We start from the raw sequence: 21,346 nt of genomic DNA, 5'->3' as shown, positions 1-21,346 counted from the left end.
CTTTATTAGGTAGAAGCCTAAATTTATAGTGTTGTGAAATATTCATTAAATCATTGTTTACAAAAGAATTAATATGGGTGAATTATAGCAAAATAAAGCACTGTAATAAAGGCGATATTTGATTTTTTATGGCTATCGCCACTCGCTTATATCCCCCACCTGACTGTCGGTGGGGGTCTTACGCTCGATGAAGATAAAATAATTTACAAGTTTATTAAAAATTTTGTACTTCTTACTTTATTTTAAAATGATGTTTCTCTGGAATAAGTTTGATTTTAATTTTTTTATAAAGTCTCTCTTCGGCATTTTCTGCTGATTTGGTCACTTTATCCGCAAATTTCTGATCAGACATAAGCATGGCATACGTTTTATAGCCTATTTCAAGCGCTTGTGTTTTATTGCCAGCTTGTTCAAACTGTTCAATTAATTTGTTGATCTTTTTAACACTGATATCGCTCATATAGTTGACTCATTCCCTCTTGATTTTTACTTTAGGATTGGATTGTTACAATTTGGTTAAAATGAATTTAAATCATTGCAAGTGATTGTCATTTATACAATAACTCAAAAATTTTCGTTAAAAAATCTGATTCATTAATTGTTGCTGGGCAATGTAGACTGGTTGTCCACTACCAGGCTGACATTGTATCCAGGTTCCATCTGCGTGTAATTCCCATGCACGCCGATTATCTTTGAGATAATTATTCAATCCTTCTTCAAGAATTTGTTTGCGAATTTTTTTATTCTCGATCGGGAAACAGGTTTCGATGCGAGAAAACAAATTACGTCCCATCCAATCCGCACTGGCGCAATACAGTTTGCTGTCACCATCATTATAAAAATAATACACTCTAGTATGTTCCAAATAACGTCCGACGATTGAACGTACACGAATATTGTCGGAGAGCCCTGCAACTTGTGGTCGTAAGCAACAAATTGAACGAACGATTAAATCGATTTGTACACCCGCTTGTGATGCTTGATAAAGTTCATGAATCAGTTGCGGTTCAGTTAATGCATTGACTTTAATAATGATCTGCGCTTTTTTTCCTGCTTTACTATTTTTAATTTCCTGCTGTATGAGTTCAAGTAATTGTGAGTGAAGGGTAAATGGCGCGTGAAAAAGTTTTTCCAGCTTTATGGTTTTTCCCATACCAGTTAATTCTTGAAAGATTTTATGTACATCTTCACAAATATCAGCATCACTGGTAAGTAAGCCATAATCGGTATAGATTTTGGCATTGGTCGCATGATAGTTACCTGTACCTAAATGAACATAACGTTTAATTTTGTCTATTTCACGACGCACGATCAGAATCATTTTGGCATGAGTCTTATAGCCGACAATCCCATATACGACAACTGCGCCAGCTTCTTGTAATACATTGGCAACTTCGATATTTGACTCTTCATCAAAGCGTGCACGTAATTCAATCACGGCTGTGACTTCCTTACCGTTCCGTGCCGCTTCAGCAAGGACTTGCACAATTTCAGAATCTACACCACTGCGATAAAGTGTTTGTTTTATAGCCAACACATGTGGATCACGGGCTGCCTCTTTCAGCAACTTAATGACCGGAGCGAAAGAGTGAAAAGGGTGGTGTAATAAGACATCTTCGGTTTTTAATACCTCAAATATCGATTTTTTACTATACAACCCTTTTGGTAATTTTTGTACATAGGGAGGGAAACGTAACTCGGGTAAATTAAAGTTCGATATAAAACGAGCCAGGTTAACAGGACCATTCACCAGATAGAGCTGATCTTGATCAAGATCAAATTGTTCCAGTAAATAATCAGTAATCATCTCTGGACACGCTTTATTTACTTCGAGTCTGACAGCGCGACCAAAACGCCGGGATGAGAGTTCCCCTTTTAAAGCAATCGCTAAATCTTCTACATCCTCTGATACGGTGAGGTCAGCATTTCGTGTTACCCGGAATTGATAACACCCCGTGGTGATCACTCCTGGAAATAATTCATGAATATGTTGCTGAATGATCGCGGAAAGTAAAATGTAGTGCTCAGCCTCACCAGAAACATGCGTGGGTAATTTAACTAATCTTGGCAATGATCGAGGGGCAGGAACAATCGCTAAATCAATTTTTCGTCCAAAGGCATCGTTGCCTTCCAAAGTGACAATAAAGTTTAAGCTTTTATTGGCTAAACGAGGAAAAGGGTGTGCGGGGTCTAGACTGATGGGGGTTACAACAGGTTGAACTTCATGATGAAAATAATCTTTAATCCATGCTTTATGTTTTTGAAGGATATCACCATGCTGAATAAAATTAACTCCATTGCCTTGCAGTTGTGGCAGGATATTATAGTTCAGTATTTTATACTGTTCCTCAACGGCCTCATGTGCAAGCTTAGAAATCGTCGTCAGTATTTCTGAGATGAATAAATTATCCGGACGGGTCTTATTATGGCTAGACAGCTCAAATTGCTGTATCAAACTCGCGACACGTATTTCAAAAAATTCATCTAGATTTCGTGAAAAAATAATTAAAAAATTGAGTCGTTCAAGTAAAGGATATTCAGTATCTTTCGCCTGTGCCAATACTCGCTTATGAAATTCAAGTAAGGAAAGGTCCCGATTAATATAAGTTTTTAATGTATGTATGGAAGAATTTGAAGGCACACTTAAAGCAGTCATTTATGGCTCTTATATCATTAGATAACAAGGTTCAAATCAATTGAATAAACATTCATAAAACCCTTAAATGAGACAAACTGATTTTCAGTACATTAAATAAGAAAATTATTGTATTAATAAAAGGCTAAAATTGAATTCTATTCAACTTTAACAGTCTGCGGAAATTACATTACAGATTTGTTAAATTATACCTTATATATTATTTAAGCGTATGTTATTTATACTTTTTAGTGATTTTTTTGCATTATTTATTTAATTTTTCTTTTTTGCAGTTACTCAAACCTAGAGCCATTTACATTTGCTCATAAAAAATCGATCGTCTGTAATCGAGCCTTAACATAGAAAGGGTTAATTTAAGTCCAGATTCCAAAGAATCTTTGTGGATTCACTCAACCATTTTTTCGATTTGCTAAAGGTAAAGATATGTCCGAAAGAAAAGTCGCATTTGTGACAGGGGCACTCGGTGGTATTGGTAGTGAGATTTGTCGTCAGCTGGTAAAGGCAAATTATAAAGTGATTGCAACGGTTGTGCCTCGAGAGGAAGACCGTGAAAAGCAGTGGTTAAAAAGTGAGGGATTCCAACAGGAAGATGTCCGTTTTGTCTTAACCGATCTGACCCATCATGCTGATGCGACGAGCGCGATCCAGGATGCGATACAGGCTGAAGGTCGCGTAGATGTGTTGGTGAATAATGCCGGCATCACACGCGATGCAACATTTAAGAAAATGTCCTTTGAACAGTGGTCACAGGTAATCGATACCAATTTAAAGACACTATTTACCGTGACCCATCCAGTCTTTAATAAAATGCTGGAGCAAAAGCAGGGACGCATTGTCAATATTAGTTCGGTCAATGGTCTGAAAGGACAGTTTGGTCAAGCGAATTATTCAGCCGCAAAAGCGGGCATGATCGGTTTTACCAAGGCTCTGGCTCAGGAAGGTGCACGTTCCAATGTTTGCGTGAATGTTGTAGCCCCGGGCTATACGGCAACACCGATGGTGACTGCCATGCGGGAAGAGGTCGTAAAAAGTATTGAAGACCAGATTCCTTTGCAGCGTCTTGCCCAGCCTGAAGAAATTGCAGCGGCTGTCATGTATCTGGTCGGTGAGTATGGCACCTATATTACGGGTGAAACCTTATCGATCAATGGCGGTTTATACATGCAATAAGTCCTGTGCTCACTGAGCCAGTTTTTTCATTTATTTTTTAACAATAACTAAATTTTAAGTACTATAAATCAATGGAGTAATACACATGCTATATGGCGATATCTTTTCAAACATGAATGCTCAGTACAAAAATATGTTTGAACCTTATGCAAAATTTAACAGTCTGGTGGCAAAAAATTTTGCGGATCTGACCAATTTACAACTCAATGCTGCACGTCATTATGCCGATATTACCTTGTCGCAAGTCTTTGCCAACAGTGAAGTCAAAGACATGCAAAGTATGATCAATTGTGGCATGAAGCAAGTGGAAACCATGAGCAAACTCAGCCAGCAAATGATTGATGATGGCCAAAAACTGGCAAGCTTGGCCACTGAATTTAAAGCCGAGTTTGACAAGTTAGTTAGCGAATCGATGCCGAACAATAAATAACGGTTAACAGTCCTAATGAAGATTGAAGACTAGCGAGCGGGGAAGTGGAGATCACTTCCCCGTTTTTCGATTCCATTCCTGATAGGAAAGTGAGGAATGACCCAGTATGCGGAGTGGTGCAAATGCAGCAGAATCTTTTTCAGTTTAATCAGAACGTCCAGCGTTTTTTCGATGTCCATGAAGAAATCTGGAAGAAAGTGCAAGAATTTTACTATGGTGATAATCCGCTCAATGATGCATTGAGCAAAGTCAACAGTGAAGATATGAACCTGTTCTTTCAGGCATTAACCAAAAATCCGGCACGCTTGATCGAGATGCAGAGCAAATGGTGGATCGGTCAGATGCAGATTTACCAAAATATCATGCTGCGCAGTGTGAACAAGGATATTCAGCCTCTCGTGAAACCTGAGCCGGGTGATCGCCGTTTCAAGGATACACTTTGGCAAGAACCCAATTACGATCTCTTGACCCAGTCTTATCTGCATTTCAGTCAATTGGTACAAGAAATGCTGGATGAGGTCGAAGGCATCCCAGATAAAGTCCGCCAGCGTATCCACTTTTTCACCCGCCAAATGGTGAATGCCTTTTCTCCCGGCAATTTCTTGTGGACCAATCCGGAAGTGATTCATCAGACGGTACAGGAACACGGGCAAAATCTGGTGCGTGGCATGGAAATTTTCCATGACGATATCATGAACAGCAGTAAATATCTGTCCGTACGCATGGTCAATAATGACTCGTTCCGTTTAGGAAAAGATCTGGCCTATACGCCGGGTGCGGTGGTCTTTGAAAATCCGGTTTTTCAATTGTTACAGTATGAAGCGACCACTGAAACTGTATATCAGACGCCTATTTTGCTCATCCCGCCTTTTATTAATAAATACTATATTCTGGATTTGCGTGAGCAGAATTCTTTTGTGAACTGGTTACGTCAGCAAGGGCACACGGTATTTTTAATGTCCTGGCGTAATCCGGGAGCTGAACAAAAGGACATGCGCTTTGAGGACCTGATTACCTCCGGTACGGTTGAGGCAATGCGTGTCATTGAGGAAATGACCGGAGAAAAAGAGGTCAATGCCATTGGCTATTGTATCGGTGGAGCGGTGCTTGCTGCGACGCAGGCGTACTATGTGGCGAAACGTCTGAAGAATCACGTCAAGAGTGCCACCTATCTGGCAACCATGTTGGACTTTGACAATCCAGGCAGTTTGGGTGCTTTTATTAATGAGCCGGTCATTCAAGGGATTGAAACTTTGAATCAACAGGTGGGCTATTTTGATGGCCGTATGTTGGCGGTGACCTTTAGTCTGTTACGTGAAAATACCCTGTACTGGAACTATTACATTGAAAATTACCTGAAGGGCAAGCATCCGTCTGACTTTGATATTTTGTACTGGAATAGTGATGGCACCAACATTGCCGCACATGTGCACAATTTCCTGGTACGCAATCTGTACCTGAATAACGAACTGATTCAGCCGAATAAGATCAAGGTCAATGGTGTGGGTTTAAACCTGTCGAAAGTGAAAACACCGAACTTTTTTATCTCGACACAGGAAGATCATATTGCACTATGGGATACGTGCTTTAAAGGATCTACCTATCTGGCGGGTGAAAGCACGTTGGTCCTCGGCGAATCTGGACATGTGGCAGGCATTGTCAATCCGCCAAACCGCAACAAGTATGGCTGTTATACCAATAATATACCTTATGAAAACCCGAAACAGTGGCTGGCAGATGCCCAGTTCCATCCAGAATCCTGGTGGTTACGCTGGCAGGAATGGATCGCACCTTATACCGGCGATCAGGTTCCAGCGCGTACATTAGGTAGTGCAACTTATCCTGTCAAGGAAGCTGCACCGGGCAGTTATGTACAGGTCAGTCTGTTTTAGCATTTAGGTATTCTCACTGCCGGCCAATCGTATGGGGGCAGGAGTATCAAGCAAGACATGCGTTAAAAAATAGGAAATAAAATGAAACAAGTTGTGATTGTTGCCGCAAAACGTACCGCGATTGGAAGTTTTTTGGGTGGCCTGGCTAGCGTCAGTGCACCGCAGTTAGGAAAGGTAGTGATTGCTGCGGTATTAGACGCTGCCGGAATAAAGCCAGAACAGGTAGATCAGGTCATTATGGGGAATGTGTTGACTGCAGGTGTGGGACAAAATCCGGCACGTCAGGCGGCAATTGCAGCGGGTATTCCGGTTTCAGTACCCGCTTCGACCTTGAATGTGGTGTGTGGTTCTGGACTGCGCGCTGTTCATTTGGCCGCACAGGCCATTGCCACTGGTGAAGCCGATATTGTCGTGGCAGGGGGGCAGGAGTCGATGTCACAAAGTGCCCATATTATCCAGATGCGTAACGGACAGAAGATGGGCAATGCGCAATTGGTGGATAGCATGGTCTATGATGGTCTGACCGATGTGTATAACCAGTATCACATGGGAATGACTGCTGAGAATATTGTGGAAAAACTGTCGATTAGCCGTGAAGATCAGGATGCTTTGGCACTATCTTCTCAGCAGCGTGCAGTTAAAGCACAGGTGGAAGGGAAATTTGACGCAGAAATTGTGCCAGTGCAAGTGCCACAACGTAAAGGTGATCCGCTAGTTTTTGATCGTGATGAATATATCAAACCCGAAACGAATCAACAAAGTTTAGCTAAGCTGCGTCCAGCCTTTAAAAAGGATGGAACGGTGACTGCAGGTAATGCCTCAGGGATTAATGATGGCGCAGCAGCCGTATTGGTGATGAGTGCCGATAAAGCAGCAGAGCTTGGTTTACAGCCACTAGCAAAAATTAAAGCCTATAGCCTGTCGGGTATTGAGCCGGAAGTGATGGGACTCGGTCCGGTAAATGCTGTGAGAAAAACATTAGAAAAAGCAAGCTGGTCTTTGGACGAGGTTGATCTGGTAGAAGCCAATGAAGCCTTTGCCGCACAAGCTTTAGGAGTGTCGAAAGAACTGGGCCTCAATATGGAAAAGGTCAATGTCAACGGTGGAGCTATTGCCTTAGGCCATCCAATTGGAGCCTCAGGCTGTCGAATTCTGGTCACGCTGTTACATGAAATGCAACGCAGTGAAAAGAAAAAAGGACTGGCGACCTTATGTATTGGTGGTGGAATGGGCGTTGCATTAGCAATTGAGCGACTTTAAACATTATTTCTGATTGCGAGAAGCTTTGTTGCATAAAGATTTTCAAGCCTAGATGTCCCGAACCGATTTTGAACTGAGTGCTGTATGTTAGTCACTTTTTAGCAACAGGGATCGCTGCTAAAAATTTATGATCATTTACTAAGTCCCCACTTAAAAATACTATGTGGGGACTTACATCAAGCTAATTGTATCGATTATTTAGGAGGTGCTTTAACCGATACTTACTGAATTAAAACAGCATCTTATATTTTTCTAGCAAAACTGTCATCAATCATTCATAACGATGTAATGTACAAAAATTAGTCTAATCAAAATTTTAACAAACATTAAAAAATATGAAGACTTTAAAACCACATACCTTATGTCTCAGCTTGGCTTTATTAGGCTGTTCGTTTCCAAGTTATGCACAACTCATGTTCAGTCAATATATTGATGGTTCCTCTAACCGTAAAGGATTAGAAATTTATAATCCTGATGGTAGTACAGTAAATTTAGCAGATTATGAAATTCAGCAATTTAGCAATGGATCAACCACTAAGTCAGCAGCTTTTCCATTACAAGGTACATTGGCAAGCAAAACAAAATACGTTATTGGTCGCTCAGAATTACAGACGGAAATTGGTTCTAAAGTTGATCAGGTTGCAGGACTTTCTTTTAATGGGGATGATGCACTTGTCCTGCTGTATAAAGGTACGCCAATAGATCGTTTTGGTCGAGTGGGGGAAGATCCAGGCACTGGTTGGGGAGTCAGTTTTAGTAGTTATCAAAATAGTTTGTCACGTACTAAAACTTCAAATAATGTCACTTCGATCGATCCTGCAGCAGCATTTGAGTTAGAAAGCCAATGGTCTAAATGGTCTGAACGAAATGCATTCAACAGTTACTTAGGTGCAGTCAATACTGAATCTACCTTGGCTGAAATCAGTTGCAGTACGGCCGATACGCCAATTGCAGACTTACAAACCGCTGCACTCAATCAGCAATATATCGTTCGTGGAGTCATCACTGCTGATTATCGTTACCAAAATGGTTTTTCCGGGTTTTATATTCAATCCCCAGACAGTAAAGCTAAACTTGGCTTAAGCAACGCCATTTTTGTATATTTACCCGCAAGTAGTACAGTGACTGGTGGAAAAGTAGGTGAAGAGGTTATTTTTAAAGGTCGTCTTACTTCTTATCAGAACCAGCTACAGATCGATCAACTCAGCAGTAATATTCAAACCTGTAATCAACAAGCTGAAAATCTGGTTAGCGCCACTCCTTTACAATTGCCCTTCTCAAGTTTGACGGATGCAGAAGGTCATAGCCCTAAACGATATCAAGGGATGCTGGTCAAAATACCGCAGACTTTAACCATTAGTGAAAATTATAATTATGGGCGATATGGTGAGCTATCCTTAAGCTTGGGGCGCTTATATATTCCAACCAATTTATATCCAGCAAAATCACTTGAAGCCGTCAATTTGGCCAAACAAAATTTATTGTCAAAAATTATCCTGGATGATGGTTATAACAATCAAAATAGAACCCCATGGCTGCCGCAAAACTTTAATGCATTAAACACTTTAAGAAGTGGCTATCAGTTGAAAAATGTTGAAGGGATTCTGGAATATCGCTTTAATACATGGCGTATTCAACCTATTTTAAATAAAACACAGCCTGAAATCATTAAAGACTCAAATTTAAGAACAACAGTACCCGCAAAAGAGTCCAGACAAATTCGTGCCGCTGCTTTTAATGTATTGAATTATGATAATGGTACCACCCAAGGTTTTCCTACGGAACGCGGTGCAACCTCACAATCCGAGTTTAACAAACAGCATCAGAAAATCGTGACTGCTTTGAAAGCGATTGATGCAGATGTTTATGGATTAATGGAAATTGCAAACAATGGCTATGATGAGAAAAGTGCAGTCGCTTACCTCAGCAAAGCTTTAGGTGCCGATTGGAAATATATCATTCCACCGAAGATGACCAAACTGGGTACAGATGCAATTGCTGTGGCTATTATTTATAACAGTAAGCGCGTTAAAACCGTGGGAGAACCCGCGGTCTATGATGATCAGACTCAAAAGAACCGGGTAACGATGGCACAAAGCTTCCAGTCTTTATCTGGCGGGAAAATTTTTACGATTATACCGAATCATTTGAAATCTAAAGGCAGTTGTCCTGATGATAAAACTTCGTTAGATGCTGATCAAGGTGATGGACAGGGCTGTTGGAACGCGACACGTTTAACAGCAGTACAAAAATTGATGCAGTGGATTGCAACGAATCCGACCAAAGTGAATAACCCCAATTATTTACTGGTCGGTGACATGAATAGTTACGCTAAAGAAGACCCAATATTGGCATTTGAAAAAGCCAATTATAAGGTTTTGCTAAATGATGAAAAAATTGGTCAGGGTAAAGCAGCCTATAGTTATATTTTTGGCGTAGCCAGTGATACTAATGGCAATGGCGGTTCAGGAAACTTAGATCATGCCATTGCCGATGCGAACTTATACCCAAGGGTGAAGCGTGCTTTTGCATGGCACATCAATGCGGATGAGCCGACAGCTTTAGATTATAATGAAGAATATAAAACACAAGAGCAAATCACAGCATTCTATAGCGATAATGCATTCCGTTCTTCCGATCATGATCCTGTGATTGTCGATATGGACCTCAATGAGAATGTAGCAAACACTCCTGATAGCACTGAAATAAGTGGTGGCAGCATGGGAGTATGGTCAATTTTTGCATTAGCCGGGCTTGTTTTAGTTTCCACTCTACGCAGACGTAAATTGAGTTGATTGAATAAAGTATCAATTTAAAAAACTGAAGACATATAGCGGATGGCTGAATTGCTGAGCACATCAAGACATTCTTAAATGATAGGTTTCGATAATAGCTCTATGCTAGGATCTTTAGAATTTTTTTGTTGATTTAATCGATAAGGAGAAATATAAAATTTCTCCTTATTTTATTGTGCGGAAAATAGCTAAATTCATGAATTTTAAACAATAGTCCCACATTATTTATGATTAAATTATGATCAAAATGGTATGGCTATGACCTTTAAAAATAGAAGCATTCAATATTCAAGTATCACATGCAGTCTATTCGTTTCCAGTATATTTTTAGCAGGGTGTAATAATGATACTAAAGACAGTACCAGTATAACGCCTATCATTCAATCTGAACCGCTGGAAGTAAATGTATTGCATATTAACGACAGCCATTCACATTTGGATGAAGAAAGTACCAAATTACTGCTGGAAACCTCTGTAGGTAATCGCGAGCCAATCCAGGTTTCAAATGGCGGATTTGCACGAGTTGCGGCACTGATGAATAGCCTAGCCAGTACGGAGAAAAACCCGATAAAAATTCATTCAGGAGATGCCATCACTGGCGATTTGTACTTTACTTTAAAAGAAGGTGAAGCCGAAGCAGATCTCATGAATACGGTATGCTTCGATACGTTAACATTAGGCAATCATGAATTTGATAATACCGATGAAGGCTTAAAAAAATTTATTGGTTTCTTGAATAATAAAGGTCGCTGTAAAAATAAAACACAAGTTTTAAGTGCCAATGTCGAGTTTGGAAAAACCTCAGCACTCTACCAGACTGATCTGGTAAAACCTTATACCATTATGGACAAAGAAGGGCAAAAAATTGGCTTAATCGGTCTAACGATTGCTGATAAAACCAAGAATGCATCTCGTCCGAATGCAGATACCATTTTTAAAGATGAATTAACCACTGCACAAAACTATATTGATCAGCTCAAGCAACAAGGCATTAATAAGATTATTGTACAGTCTCATTTAGGCTATGGCATGGATAAAGCACTGGCTGCACAATTGTCTGGTGTTGATGTCATTGTGGGTGGTGATTCACATACCTTGCTGGCAGATGCAAAGCTGAAAAACTATGGAATGAGTCCAGAAGGCAACTACCCAACAACCCTAAAAAATAAAGATGGTGAACAGGTTTGTGTTGTACAAGCATGGCAATATGCCTATGTGGTTGGTCAATTAAAAGTAAATTTTGATGCCAACGGAAAAGTGCAAGCATGTACCGGCAAAGCAAATGTATTAATTGGAGATGATTTTAAGCGCAGTGCTAAAGATGCTCCAGCCCTGAATACTACTGAATTAGATGTGATTAAAAAAGATATTGAAAGCAGTAACAGCTTGCGTATTGTTCAACCTAATACTGCAGCTTTAGCTATCCTGGAACCGTATAAAGTTGCTAAAAATTTATTGGGCAAGGAAATTGTTGCGAATGCCCAAGAAAATCTATGCCTGCGTCGTGTACCCGGAACGACAAAAGATACATCACGTTCCACTTTAGGGGACATCTGTAATAAATCAGATTTTACCAACCAACATGGTGGTGATGTGCAACAACTCGTGGCTGAAGCATTTTTGCAACAAGGTAAAAAGTATTTTAATGCCGATATCTCGATCCAAAATGGCGGTGGTGTCAGGGTGGATATTCCCCAAGGTGATATTTCTGTAGAGAAAATTTATACGGTATTGCCATTTAAAAACACATTGGTGCAATTGAAGGCGACTGGGCTAGAAATTAAAAATGTACTTGAAGATGCGATGGATGCAGTCGTAAATAACAATACCGGTAGTTATCCCTACGCGGGTGGACTGCAGTGGGATGTAGATTTATCCAAAACCAAAGGTCAACGGATATCCAACTTAAAAGTTCACAATGCACAAGGAATTTATGAAGCTTTAAATCCAGACCAGACCTATCAGGTGATTACCATTAATTTTCTGGCAGATGGTCAAGATTTTTATAGCAGTTTTAAAAATATCACCGGTGAACGACGTGTAGAGGTGGGACTGGATTATGCTGAAGCCTTCTTGGATTATGCAAAAAATGAAAAAGTGTTGAAACGCTTAGCTATTGAACGCTACAGTACGCAGACTTATAAAGAATAAGCTGACTTGATTAGTCCGGGTCAGCCGAATGATGACTGACTCGGAGCATGTAGAGCCTGTAAATCATTATAGTCAAGTTCCAAATCTGGTCTTGGTCAATTTTTCCATTTTTTATCGTATGCGAGCATACTCCAAAATATTGTGCAGTTTTGTCTTTAAAATTTTTGAATATCTTCAGTCTTCTACTGTAATAGAATCCTACTCAATGAGGTTGCTTATAATTGCTTGTTGTATCATGGTGCTGATGATAGTGACTTGATTTATGCATTTCATGCTCATCAGATTTATCTTTAGGATTCTTTTGTGGCTGAAGATCCTCTTGATTTGTCTGTTCTTCAGCTCTTTTAGATTCCGATTCATCTTTGGGGTGCTGTTGCTTGGTCATTTTATTTATCCTTTTCAAAAATTATAAAATTACCGATTGTTTAACCGACCCAATTAGAATGCGCGGACGCAAAAAAAAGAGATAGTTTTATATTGTATTGGCTTTGTTGCACCAAAGTTCTCTAGATATTTACTATTAAAAAATGGCGAAGTCGTATCTATCACCGCGACTATAGCCATCGTCACAGTCGGGCAGGATGAAACACTGGAAAACGTCATCGAAAGGGCAGATCAGGCCATGTATGGGAAACAGCAGGGACGTGACAGAACCGTATTCGCATGATCAGAATGAGTCTTGAGCTCGATTTTGAATAGTCGAGTCCCCCCCAAATGACCCCATCCTTCATGATTGAGCACAATTTTCACTTGTCGCTCTACCTAAAAACCATTCAAGAACTGTTCTCGGCATTAACGTTCAGCTAGCACCTTGGATAATCTTTTGGTATGGGCAATTAATCGGTCCAGCCAGCGTTTTGCTGCCAGCAGTTTTAAGCTTCTGGCTGCACTCAGCCGGTTCAAAGTGGCATATTGCATCACTTCCTCACGTAAGGCTGTCCGATGCTCATCGCTCCACTGTTTGAGATTGGTCACTTCCTGCTTAAAATTCTCAATCTTTTCAGCATTTTCTAAAAAATCCGGATGGCTGACATAATGCTCGAGAATATTTAAAAAATCTAAAGCCACTTGATAAATCTGTGGTTGGGTTCGAATAGCCAGTGCATAGGGAACACCTTCCAGATCACTGCGTAGAACCCGAATATACACCATCATCCTTAATAAAGAGGTCAGTCGCTGTTTATCCTGTTGATATTCTGGAACGACTATTTTTTCTAAATACGCCTCTAGATACTCAATCTCTTGATCTAATTGTTGTAATTGTTTTGGGCTCAGATTGACGCCTTCCTGAAATGCACGACGTAATATCTCAAACATCTGAATCAGGATTTGATAAGTCACTTTTTCTGCAGCAATGATGGCCACACTTGGAATGTCCAGATTGGATTCATCCAGAATTTCTAGGGCACCGGACTTTTTCTGCGGTAAAAACTTACAAATGAGCTGATTAAAGGGATGGATCAAGGGCATAAAAATACATGCGCCGATTAAGCTAAATAAAGTATGAAATGCTGCCACAATGACGACTTCATCCCATTCAGCAATATATTGAACATGACGGTAGGCCCAGTTAAATAAGGGAATCAACAAAAAGAAAGCAAATATCGCACTGACCACATTAAAAACCACATGCACCGCTGCAGTCCGCTTGGCATTCACCGAGCCGCCAATCACAGCCAGTACTGCGGTTGCCACTGTCCCGATATTTTGTCCAATCACCAGTAACAAGGCTTGCTGCAGATCAATCGCAGTACTGGCTAAAGCTGCTAAAGTCGCGGCAATAGCGGCACTGGAAGACTGCAGCAAGACCGTCATGATCAGTCCGATCCAGACCAGAAACAGTTTCTGCCAGAATGAATCATAGTGAAAAATGGACAAATCGACTTGTTGAGCAAGACCTGACATCGCAAGCTGTAATTGCTCAATCCCAAAGAAAATTAGGCCAAAACCTGCAAGCGCAAAACCGAATAAGGCCAAACGCCCATGTGTTAATAATTTGAGCAACGCACCTACAGCAATCAGAGGTAAGGCAAAAGTGGTGATAGAAAATTTCACCCCGAGTAAAGCCACCATCCAGCCGGTACTGGTCGTTCCGATATTGGCCCCTATAATCACCCCAATCGCCTGGGAGAAACTCAATACTCCAGCTCCGACAAAACCGATAGTCGCCAGCGTCGTCGCTGTAGAAGACTGGACAATCAAGGTCAGACCAATACCAGAACATAGTGATTTCAACGGTGTTCCGGTAAATTTGGTCAGCCATAGCCGTAAGGTTTCACCAGCCATGTCCTTAAGACTGTCGGTCATTAAAATCATGCCAATCAAGAATAAACCAATACCGCCACAGAGCTGAGCAATAACTTCGAGCACAATTTTCCCAAGGTGTTTTTAGCATCAGCATACCGTCTGATCCAGGCGATGTCATTAACTACAATCCGAGGATAGGATTTGGTCATAGGGATTTTGATCACGGGTTGAGCTCAAAAGCCCGATAGCACTGCAATAAAATACAATCCAGGTAAAAAAATCACAAAATATTCATCTGCATTTTTTTAAAATGATGTCGGTCAGCTTGATCTGACCAAAATACACAGAGACATAAATTTAAATTTTATCGCTCAATTTTTATTTTAAAAATCAAAGCAATCAGGGGTATGTGGTGCGTCAAGTAATTGAATATGTAGGAGCGGACCTGTCACGGATCATTGAAATGGCTTGGGAAGATCGAACGCCTTTTGAAGCCATCCAGCGTGAGTTTGGTTTGAATGAAGCGGCGGTGATCCGCTTGATGCGGAAAAATATGAAAGCATCAAGTTTTAAAATGTGGCGTGAACGGGTCACCGGCCGAAAAACCAAACATCTGCAACTGCGTTCACCCGATGTCATTCGGGCCTATTGTTCACGGCAGTATAAACGTTTCTAAGCACTTTGTTTTGGCCGCTGTCTGGACTCACGTTTACATCGTTCAGAACAGTATCTGACTTCCTCCCAGCAGCGTTGCCATTTTTTGCGCCAAGTAAAAGGGCGCAAGCAGTGGATACATATTTTTTCAGGGAGATGCTGTTTTTTCATCGTTTATAACTCATTGATCTGGCTAAGGAGCTGCTGGGCATGGCTTATAATCTGCTGCCGATCTTTAAGTTTATCCAGCTGCTGATAGATCATGCCCATACGTGGATGATTGCGGAATATCGCTTCATGCCGGATCATGAAATACCAGTACAGGCTGTTAAACGGACAGCTGTCCGGCTCGGTACGGGTTTTGACATTGTAGCTACAGTGCTTGCAGTAATCTGACATCTTATGGATGTAATTACCCGAAGCCGCATAAGGTTTGCTGGCCATCAAGCCTCCATCGGCATGCATCACCATGCCCAGCGTGTTCGGCAGTTCTACCCATGCATAGGCATCGGCATAGACGGCCAGATACCACTCGCTGATCTGCTCCGGGTCTACACCAGTTAACAGGGCAAAATTGCCGGTCACCATCAGACGCTGGATATGATGCGCATAGGCATGCTGAAAGGTATTGCGGAAACACTCCGCCATACAGTTCATCCGGGTACGGCCGGTCCAGTAAAATTGTGGCAGTGGGGCTGAGTGCTGCAGTGCATTACGGTTGGCATATTCCGGCATGTACAGCCAGTAAATCCCGCGGACATATTCGCGCCAGCCGAGAATCTGCCGGATAAAACCTTCCACTGCATTTAACGGTGCATGACCGGCATGGTGGGCAGCTTCTGCTGCATCACAGACTTCTCTGGGCAGCAGCAGGCCGCAGTTCAAATAAGGCGAGAGCAAGCTGTGAAACAGCGTGTCTGCCCCCTGAACCATGGCATCCTGATAGTCGCCAAAATAAGGTAAACTGTGATCAATGAAATGCTGCAATGCAAGCAGGGCATTACTACGTGTGGTGGCCCAGCGGAAATCGTCAAGGCTGCCAGGGTGATTGGGAAATTCGTATTCAACCAGTTGCAGCACCTCCAGATCAATCTGATCGCGTTCAAAATGCAGTGGTGTAGGCAATGGCGGACTGCCTGACCAGGCCTTGCGATTGGCACTGTCATAGTTCCACTGTTGTCCTACAGGCTGCTGTCCCTGCATCAAATAGCTGGTCTGCTTGCGCATTTCCCGATAAAAATATTCCATACGCAGTGTCTGGTAGCGGCTGGCCCATTTCCGGAACTGCTCTGGACTACAGAAAAAACGGTTATCATTCAGGCACTGTACCGGCAGTTGCAGCTGCTGGCTCCAGTGCTGTTCAATCTGCTGCTGCAAGCGGTATTCACCGCAGTGGGTTATCACCAGTTCTGTGACGGGAAATAGCTGTTGCTGCGCCTGCACGAAATCCAGCAGGCTACGAATCGGACTAGCAGGTTGAAAGGTGTGATAACGTACACGCCAGCCTTCAGCTTTGAGCTCTTTGGCAAAATGACGCATGGCACTAAAAATCAGGGCAATTTTCTGCGGATGATGGTTGACATATGTGACTTCCTCAACAACTTCAGCCATCAGGATCACATCCCGGGTACGGTCCAGCGCCTTGAGTGTAGCAAGCTGATGATGAAGCTGGTCACCCAGAATTAAACCGAAACGCATACTGATCTCAGAACCCGTGAAAGATAGCGTAGTCTAAATATAGTGACTTCAATTTTTTGTGAAAATATCGATCAGTAAAGTGATCCTAGACAATATTGTGGACAACCGATTCCTCTAAATTCTTAAAATATTTCTGTTCAAAGGTTTCAGGACTGAACAGTCCCGTAAAAGCTATTGCTAGATCCAGATTTTGAATATTCCCCCATAAAAATACCCCCTCTGAATGAAATATAAAGAGGGGGTATCAAATTGACTCACTCAATTTTATTAGTTTGGGAACAATTTATTTCCACAAGACAAGCGAACAATTAATGAGTTGGTTCGTCCGCTTTTACGCCTTTTTGGTACAAAGTATAGATATAAATTGGAATATTTAAGTCTTCTAAGTGCTTATAGATCAGTGGGCGTACATCTTCCCAGTCTAAACTGCCAACGCCTGTTGCAAGACGTGGTAACGCTAAACTTTCAATCTTCTCTTCTTCAATCAACTCTTTTAAGTTTTTCAAAGTACGGTTGACATATTCTGTCGATGCTTTACCTGGTTTGGAACCATTATCATAAGCCGCTTCTTGTGTCATCAGGTTGACGATACGTTGACCTTCAGCATTCACCCATGTCCATTGTTCTCCCGCTTTAGGGTGATTAATATGGCAATAGTTACGGAAGTCTTTGTATAAGGCCGGCCAGTATTCACGCAGACTTAAAGCTAAACCTGTTGCAAAGTTATCATTTGGTGCAACACCGTGGGCAATTGCACGTGCATTACTCAGTAAAATATCTCCAGATACTTCATAAATCATAGATTTGACTCCTGTTTTAATGGTCTTGTTAAACTTCTCTTCTATATTCATTCTAGCTAGTCATTGCTATTTTTCTATCTAATTTAATAACCACTAAGTCTTTGCTAATTAATAAATTTTATAAAAATTTATGTTATAATTTTACAGGTAGAGCAATCCCATTTTTATTAAAAATTAGCATCAAAAAATTAATAAATTGGTTTAAAAATCAACCTATAAGTTGCTATATTCAGCTTAGCATTCTTTTCTGAAACTGGGTCTCATATCTGCTGCATTTGTTCTTAGACTTAAGTGCAATATAATTGAATCATTGGGTTTTTAAACCGAAAGAAAAAAGTTATGTTTCACTGGATGCTTACGTTTGTGCTAATTATTTTTACTAATATTCAGCCAAAAATTATAAAAAAGAATACTCGTATTAATTCTTTAAAGCAGCTCTCATCAAAAGAAATAAGCAAACACATACTGCCATAACCAAAGCAATAAGCGCATTACTCCCAAAATCACTGCTACATAGGCATGTAAGATCAAATAAGCAAAGCTAATCCAGCCACTTGCTCCATTGACCTCACTACCTTGATATTCGCACAACAGTACAAAAGCTACGGCAAATATTTCCATCATAATCATTGTATTCAAAACCCACGACCAAGGAAAATGCAGCAACCATACCCAAGCAATAAAAAGCAGAGCAACCGTGAGTAAAATCTTACTGAGCTGCCCCAATACTTGTAATTCCCTACCCGATTTATTCTGCATCTGTTTCCCTATCTAATCTTATTGAAGAAAGCTTATAGCATCATTATTTTGGGCACTGTTGCAAATAGGAATCTGAATCGATGATCTCCCTTTAAAAAAAGCTTAGAGACCAGACACCCTGTTGATTAGACACACTTCACCCTGAAAATTCCCATAATAAAATGACGAAGCCTGACCTTTATGTAGTGCATGCATGACCTCAATGCCCTTAATGGTAGCGTAAGCTGTTTTCATGGATTTAAACCCCAGCATGGCACTAATGATGCGCTTTAACTTACCATGATCGCATTCAATCACGTTATTGTGATATTTAATCTGCCTGTGCTCAAGGGTGGGCGGACATTTTCCTTCCTGTTTTAACCGTGATAAAGCACTTCCTGATGTTCACGATAGCTAATGCCATATTTACAATACCAGCGTACAGCCAAAAAAATGATTTCGCCCTGAAAATGCCGACGATGGAAGGGATTCATATGCTTAACCTGTAACTAAAAACGATTTAGCTTACCATTAGCGGCTATTTGCAACAGTGCCATCGGCAGTGTGGCAAGTGTCGGGGTATTGGCACCTGCCAAACCACCAATCGTCATCACCATCACTGAAACGGTCTGGAATAAAGATTGTGAGCTAGCCAGGATAAAACCTGACGGTGCATGGTATTTTGCAGCATAAGAGCGAAACCTAAATTTTTGGTGAATAAGCAACGAATGAGAGTTTTGGTATACAGTCGGTACAACCCAAAACTGGACTTGACCAGATTTCATTCTTGAATAAGTTTGCTGTGCCTGTTTCAGTGGGAATGTTTCATTCAACCATTTCCAAGTTGCCAAACCGGCTAACCTATATGACTTTTTAGATCTTGTGCAAAATGAGCTATCGTATTTCATACGTGTTGTTGAATACGCTGAATACCCACCTGAGCAGCATCAATTGCCCCTGCCAAATAGCCTGAATAGTGTCGTGACCATTCGCTGGCAATCCCAATAATACGGTTTGTCCCAATATGGTCATTCGGGGTATTTTCAGGTGCCATTCCATGAGAGCTAGCAGGGTTTTTCCAGTCTTCTTCGGTAGCGGTGAAAATGTCTGTTGACCAGTCTTTGATATATTCATCTTCGGGTGTTGCCGCCTCTAAACCAAACAGGCGAATCAGTTGTGCCCGACAATGTGCCATAAGCTCATGTTCACTGACTTTCTGGCGGACATTTGCAGGAATACCCAAGAAACCAAATAATGCAGCATAACCGTTAGATGTAGATGCATCGTGGATTTCACCCATAGGACCTACATGGCTACTGGCTTGACCAGACAAGCCCTGTTTTCTCCAAAATGCTTCAGGATAAACTGCTACATACTTGGCATGAGGTGCCATCCATGTAGCGGTCTTGTTCCACTGGCTCAATAGAGATGAAGGCAAGGCTGGAGAGAATAAAATCTGTTGAGCAGTGAGGCGAGGTGCTAGGGCAATCAGAACGTAATTCGCTTCAACACGCGTTTCGCTGCCGACTTGGTCTTGGCTGGTTAAATGAATACGTTCATGTTCCTGTTGGGTAATATGTGTGACCTGTTGTTGAGTCAGAATTTTTTGTGCAGGAATCTGTTGGGCTAAACCATGAATCAGGCTGCTCATTCCTCCCTCAAGGCGAATCGATTGCGTTGATTCCCATGGACTCGATAACTGTACCGGTGCTATTCCCCGTTTTTTTTTCAAAGACGAACCTACCTGTATCAAACTGTTCATAAAAGGGAAGTTTGAGTTGTTGAACCAGTTGCATGAGTTCAGGGTTGAGTTCAGGCCAGATCCATGTTGCCCCTAAATCAAATCCCTGCTCTGAATACACACGACCGCCTAAACGATCTCTTGCTTCCAGTACAATATAGTCTGTGATTTTGGCTTGTTCCAGTAAATAAGCAGCATATAGACCACTTAACCCTGCACCAATAATCACAATCTTAGTCTGGATCATGACTGCTGCTCCACAAAATTTTGCGCAGAGGAAAGGTGGCCTGTTTTTACATACAGCGTTGCACCTGCTGCACTCGCATAAAAGTGATGACTGCTTTGAATTGGTAAACGAACCCATGAACCTACAGGAAAAGTTTCCCCGTTCATGATCAATTCACCCTGTATAACCAGAAGCTCTATACCCTTCAAGCTGTGTTCATCAAAGTTTTGATGTGGTTTAAGTTTTTCGAGATAGGTATGTTCATTATGGGATACATATAAGGGACAAATCAGACGTTGACCGATTGTTTTCCAGTTTTCAGACGCTTGAGTATTGATACGTATCGTCTCGGTATGATCTTTGCTCATTTGCATAAGTTTGACAAAAATGAGCGTGCCATTTTCACTAGATGGGGTGTGTTTTGAACCGTCTGGATTACGTAAATACCAGCCTGATGGATAATGCTGATGGCCATTTTCAGTGAATGTTCCTGAAAGCACTAAAATTTCTTCACCTAAAGGATGCTCATGCTCTGGAAACATGGTTTGCGGTGCATAACGAACCAGACTGGTGGCACGGGCGGTTTCATTCCCCACTCGATCCAGCATGACCCGTTCAACTTCACCACGAGGTGTTTTGACCCATTGATAATCGTTGGGTTTAACCACAGCCATTTGGGAAAAATCAGCATTAATCAACATGCTTTGTCTCATCCATTGCAATTTCTTTACCAATACCTGCACCACCGCCAGTAACAATCGCTACTTTCAAAGAAAATCTATTCATGATGATAAGATCCTTTATCAAGTTGAATTTTTGCCCTGACATGTGCATGCTGTATCTCGCTTGTATGGATTGATTTTATGATTCATGTCTTATATAAACAAA

18 protein-coding genes and 2 pseudogenes are annotated in these 21,346 nt (G+C 41.3%); 7 read left to right on the top strand and 13 right to left on the bottom strand.

Annotated features, from left to right (window positions below; genetic code table 11):
* Positions 1–232: 232 nt before the first annotated feature.
* Positions 233–460, bottom strand: a complete 228-nt coding sequence (locus B9T38_RS15075) for a hypothetical protein (RefSeq protein ID WP_086197572.1) — start codon at positions 458–460, stop codon at positions 233–235.
* A 117-nt stretch (positions 461–577) separates the two neighbouring features.
* The gene (gene ppk1 / locus B9T38_RS15070) at positions 578–2,656 is read right to left on the bottom strand and encodes a polyphosphate kinase 1 (RefSeq protein WP_086197571.1); all 2,079 of its coding nucleotides are present in this window, start codon (positions 2,654–2,656) and stop codon (positions 578–580) included.
* 423 nt (positions 2,657–3,079) lie between these two features.
* On the opposite strand from ppk1, the gene B9T38_RS15065 reads away from it, so the two are divergent.
* From B9T38_RS15065 to B9T38_RS15040, 6 genes are all read left to right on the top strand, one after another.
* Positions 3,080–3,826 carry a beta-ketoacyl-ACP reductase gene (locus tag B9T38_RS15065; protein ID WP_086197570.1) on the top strand — a complete coding sequence of 249 codons (747 nt, stop codon included), beginning with the start codon at positions 3,080–3,082 and terminating at the stop codon, positions 3,824–3,826.
* Positions 3,827–3,911: 85 nt separating this feature from the next.
* Positions 3,912–4,256, top strand: a complete 345-nt coding sequence (locus B9T38_RS15060) for a phasin family protein (protein ID WP_086197569.1) — start codon at positions 3,912–3,914, stop codon at positions 4,254–4,256.
* 122 nt (positions 4,257–4,378) lie between these two features.
* On the top strand, positions 4,379–6,148 hold the full coding sequence (gene phaC / locus B9T38_RS15055) for a class I poly(R)-hydroxyalkanoic acid synthase (protein ID WP_086197568.1): 1,770 nt from the start codon (positions 4,379–4,381) through the stop codon (positions 6,146–6,148).
* An 81-nt stretch (positions 6,149–6,229) separates the two neighbouring features.
* Positions 6,230–7,408 (top strand): acetyl-CoA C-acetyltransferase, encoded by a 1,179-nt coding sequence (locus tag B9T38_RS15050; protein WP_086197567.1) that lies wholly within the window; start codon positions 6,230–6,232, stop codon positions 7,406–7,408.
* A gap of 335 nt (positions 7,409–7,743) precedes the next feature.
* Positions 7,744–10,203 carry an ExeM/NucH family extracellular endonuclease gene (locus B9T38_RS15045; protein ID WP_086197566.1) on the top strand — a complete coding sequence of 820 codons (2,460 nt, stop codon included), beginning with the start codon at positions 7,744–7,746 and terminating at the stop codon, positions 10,201–10,203.
* 252 nt (positions 10,204–10,455) lie between these two features.
* Entirely contained in the window at positions 10,456–12,354 is a 1,899-nt protein-coding gene (locus tag B9T38_RS15040) for a bifunctional metallophosphatase/5'-nucleotidase (protein WP_502687121.1), read from the top strand.
* 202 nt (positions 12,355–12,556) lie between these two features.
* On the opposite strand, the gene B9T38_RS15035 is transcribed toward B9T38_RS15040, so the two are convergent.
* Together B9T38_RS15035 and B9T38_RS15030 are read right to left on the bottom strand one after the other, a co-directional pair.
* Positions 12,557–12,739 (bottom strand): hypothetical protein, encoded by a 183-nt coding sequence (locus B9T38_RS15035; protein WP_086197565.1) that lies wholly within the window; start codon positions 12,737–12,739, stop codon positions 12,557–12,559.
* A gap of 407 nt (positions 12,740–13,146) precedes the next feature.
* Positions 13,147–14,724 carry a Na/Pi cotransporter family protein gene (locus tag B9T38_RS15030; protein WP_086197564.1) on the bottom strand — a complete coding sequence of 526 codons (1,578 nt, stop codon included), beginning with the start codon at positions 14,722–14,724 and terminating at the stop codon, positions 13,147–13,149.
* 301 nt (positions 14,725–15,025) lie between these two features.
* Here B9T38_RS15030 and B9T38_RS15025 point away from each other — a divergent pair, with 301 nt between their 5' ends.
* Positions 15,026–15,277: a TIGR03643 family protein gene (locus B9T38_RS15025; protein ID WP_373423530.1), complete on the top strand. Its 252-nt coding sequence runs from the start codon at positions 15,026–15,028 to the stop codon at positions 15,275–15,277.
* Here the strand turns inward: B9T38_RS15025 and B9T38_RS15020 are convergent.
* From B9T38_RS15020 to B9T38_RS14990, 9 genes and pseudogenes are all read right to left on the bottom strand, one after another.
* Positions 15,274–15,426 (bottom strand): DUF2256 domain-containing protein, encoded by a 153-nt coding sequence (locus tag B9T38_RS15020; protein ID WP_086197563.1) that lies wholly within the window; start codon positions 15,424–15,426, stop codon positions 15,274–15,276. The genes B9T38_RS15025 and B9T38_RS15020 overlap by 4 nt on opposite strands.
* 3 nt (positions 15,427–15,429) lie before the next feature.
* Positions 15,430–16,953, bottom strand: coding sequence for a cryptochrome/photolyase family protein (locus tag B9T38_RS15015; RefSeq protein ID WP_086197562.1), 1,524 nt, complete (start codon positions 16,951–16,953; stop codon positions 15,430–15,432).
* Positions 16,954–17,261: 308 nt separating this feature from the next.
* Positions 17,262–17,753, bottom strand: a complete 492-nt coding sequence (locus B9T38_RS15010) for a macro domain-containing protein (protein WP_086197561.1) — start codon at positions 17,751–17,753, stop codon at positions 17,262–17,264.
* Between the two features lie 441 nt (positions 17,754–18,194).
* Positions 18,195–18,512, bottom strand: a complete 318-nt coding sequence (locus tag B9T38_RS17065; protein WP_251992257.1) for a hypothetical protein — start codon at positions 18,510–18,512, stop codon at positions 18,195–18,197.
* A gap of 102 nt (positions 18,513–18,614) precedes the next feature.
* Positions 18,615–18,985 (bottom strand): annotated as a pseudogene (locus tag B9T38_RS15000) (DDE-type integrase/transposase/recombinase).
* A 57-nt stretch (positions 18,986–19,042) separates the two neighbouring features.
* Positions 19,043–19,182 (bottom strand): annotated as a pseudogene (locus B9T38_RS16655) (MFS transporter); the annotation flags it as partial.
* A 213-nt stretch (positions 19,183–19,395) separates the two neighbouring features.
* Positions 19,396–20,142, bottom strand: a complete 747-nt coding sequence (locus B9T38_RS14995) for an FAD-dependent oxidoreductase (RefSeq protein ID WP_251992256.1) — start codon at positions 20,140–20,142, stop codon at positions 19,396–19,398.
* A gap of 7 nt (positions 20,143–20,149) precedes the next feature.
* Complete coding sequence (locus B9T38_RS17060; RefSeq protein WP_251992255.1) at positions 20,150–20,479, bottom strand: FAD-dependent oxidoreductase; 330 nt, start codon at positions 20,477–20,479, stop codon at positions 20,150–20,152.
* The gene (locus B9T38_RS14990) at positions 20,476–21,159 is read right to left on the bottom strand and encodes a cupin domain-containing protein (protein WP_086197560.1); all 684 of its coding nucleotides are present in this window, start codon (positions 21,157–21,159) and stop codon (positions 20,476–20,478) included. Before B9T38_RS14990 ends, B9T38_RS17060 begins: the two co-directional genes overlap by 4 nt.
* Positions 21,160–21,346 lie beyond the last annotated feature (187 nt).

This window comes from Acinetobacter sp. ANC 4218, from assembly GCF_002135245.1.
Taxonomy (GTDB): Bacteria; Pseudomonadota; Gammaproteobacteria; order Pseudomonadales; family Moraxellaceae; genus Acinetobacter.
Note: the sequence above shows the minus strand (reverse complement) of the source record. Positions and strands in the feature narration are given on the sequence as shown.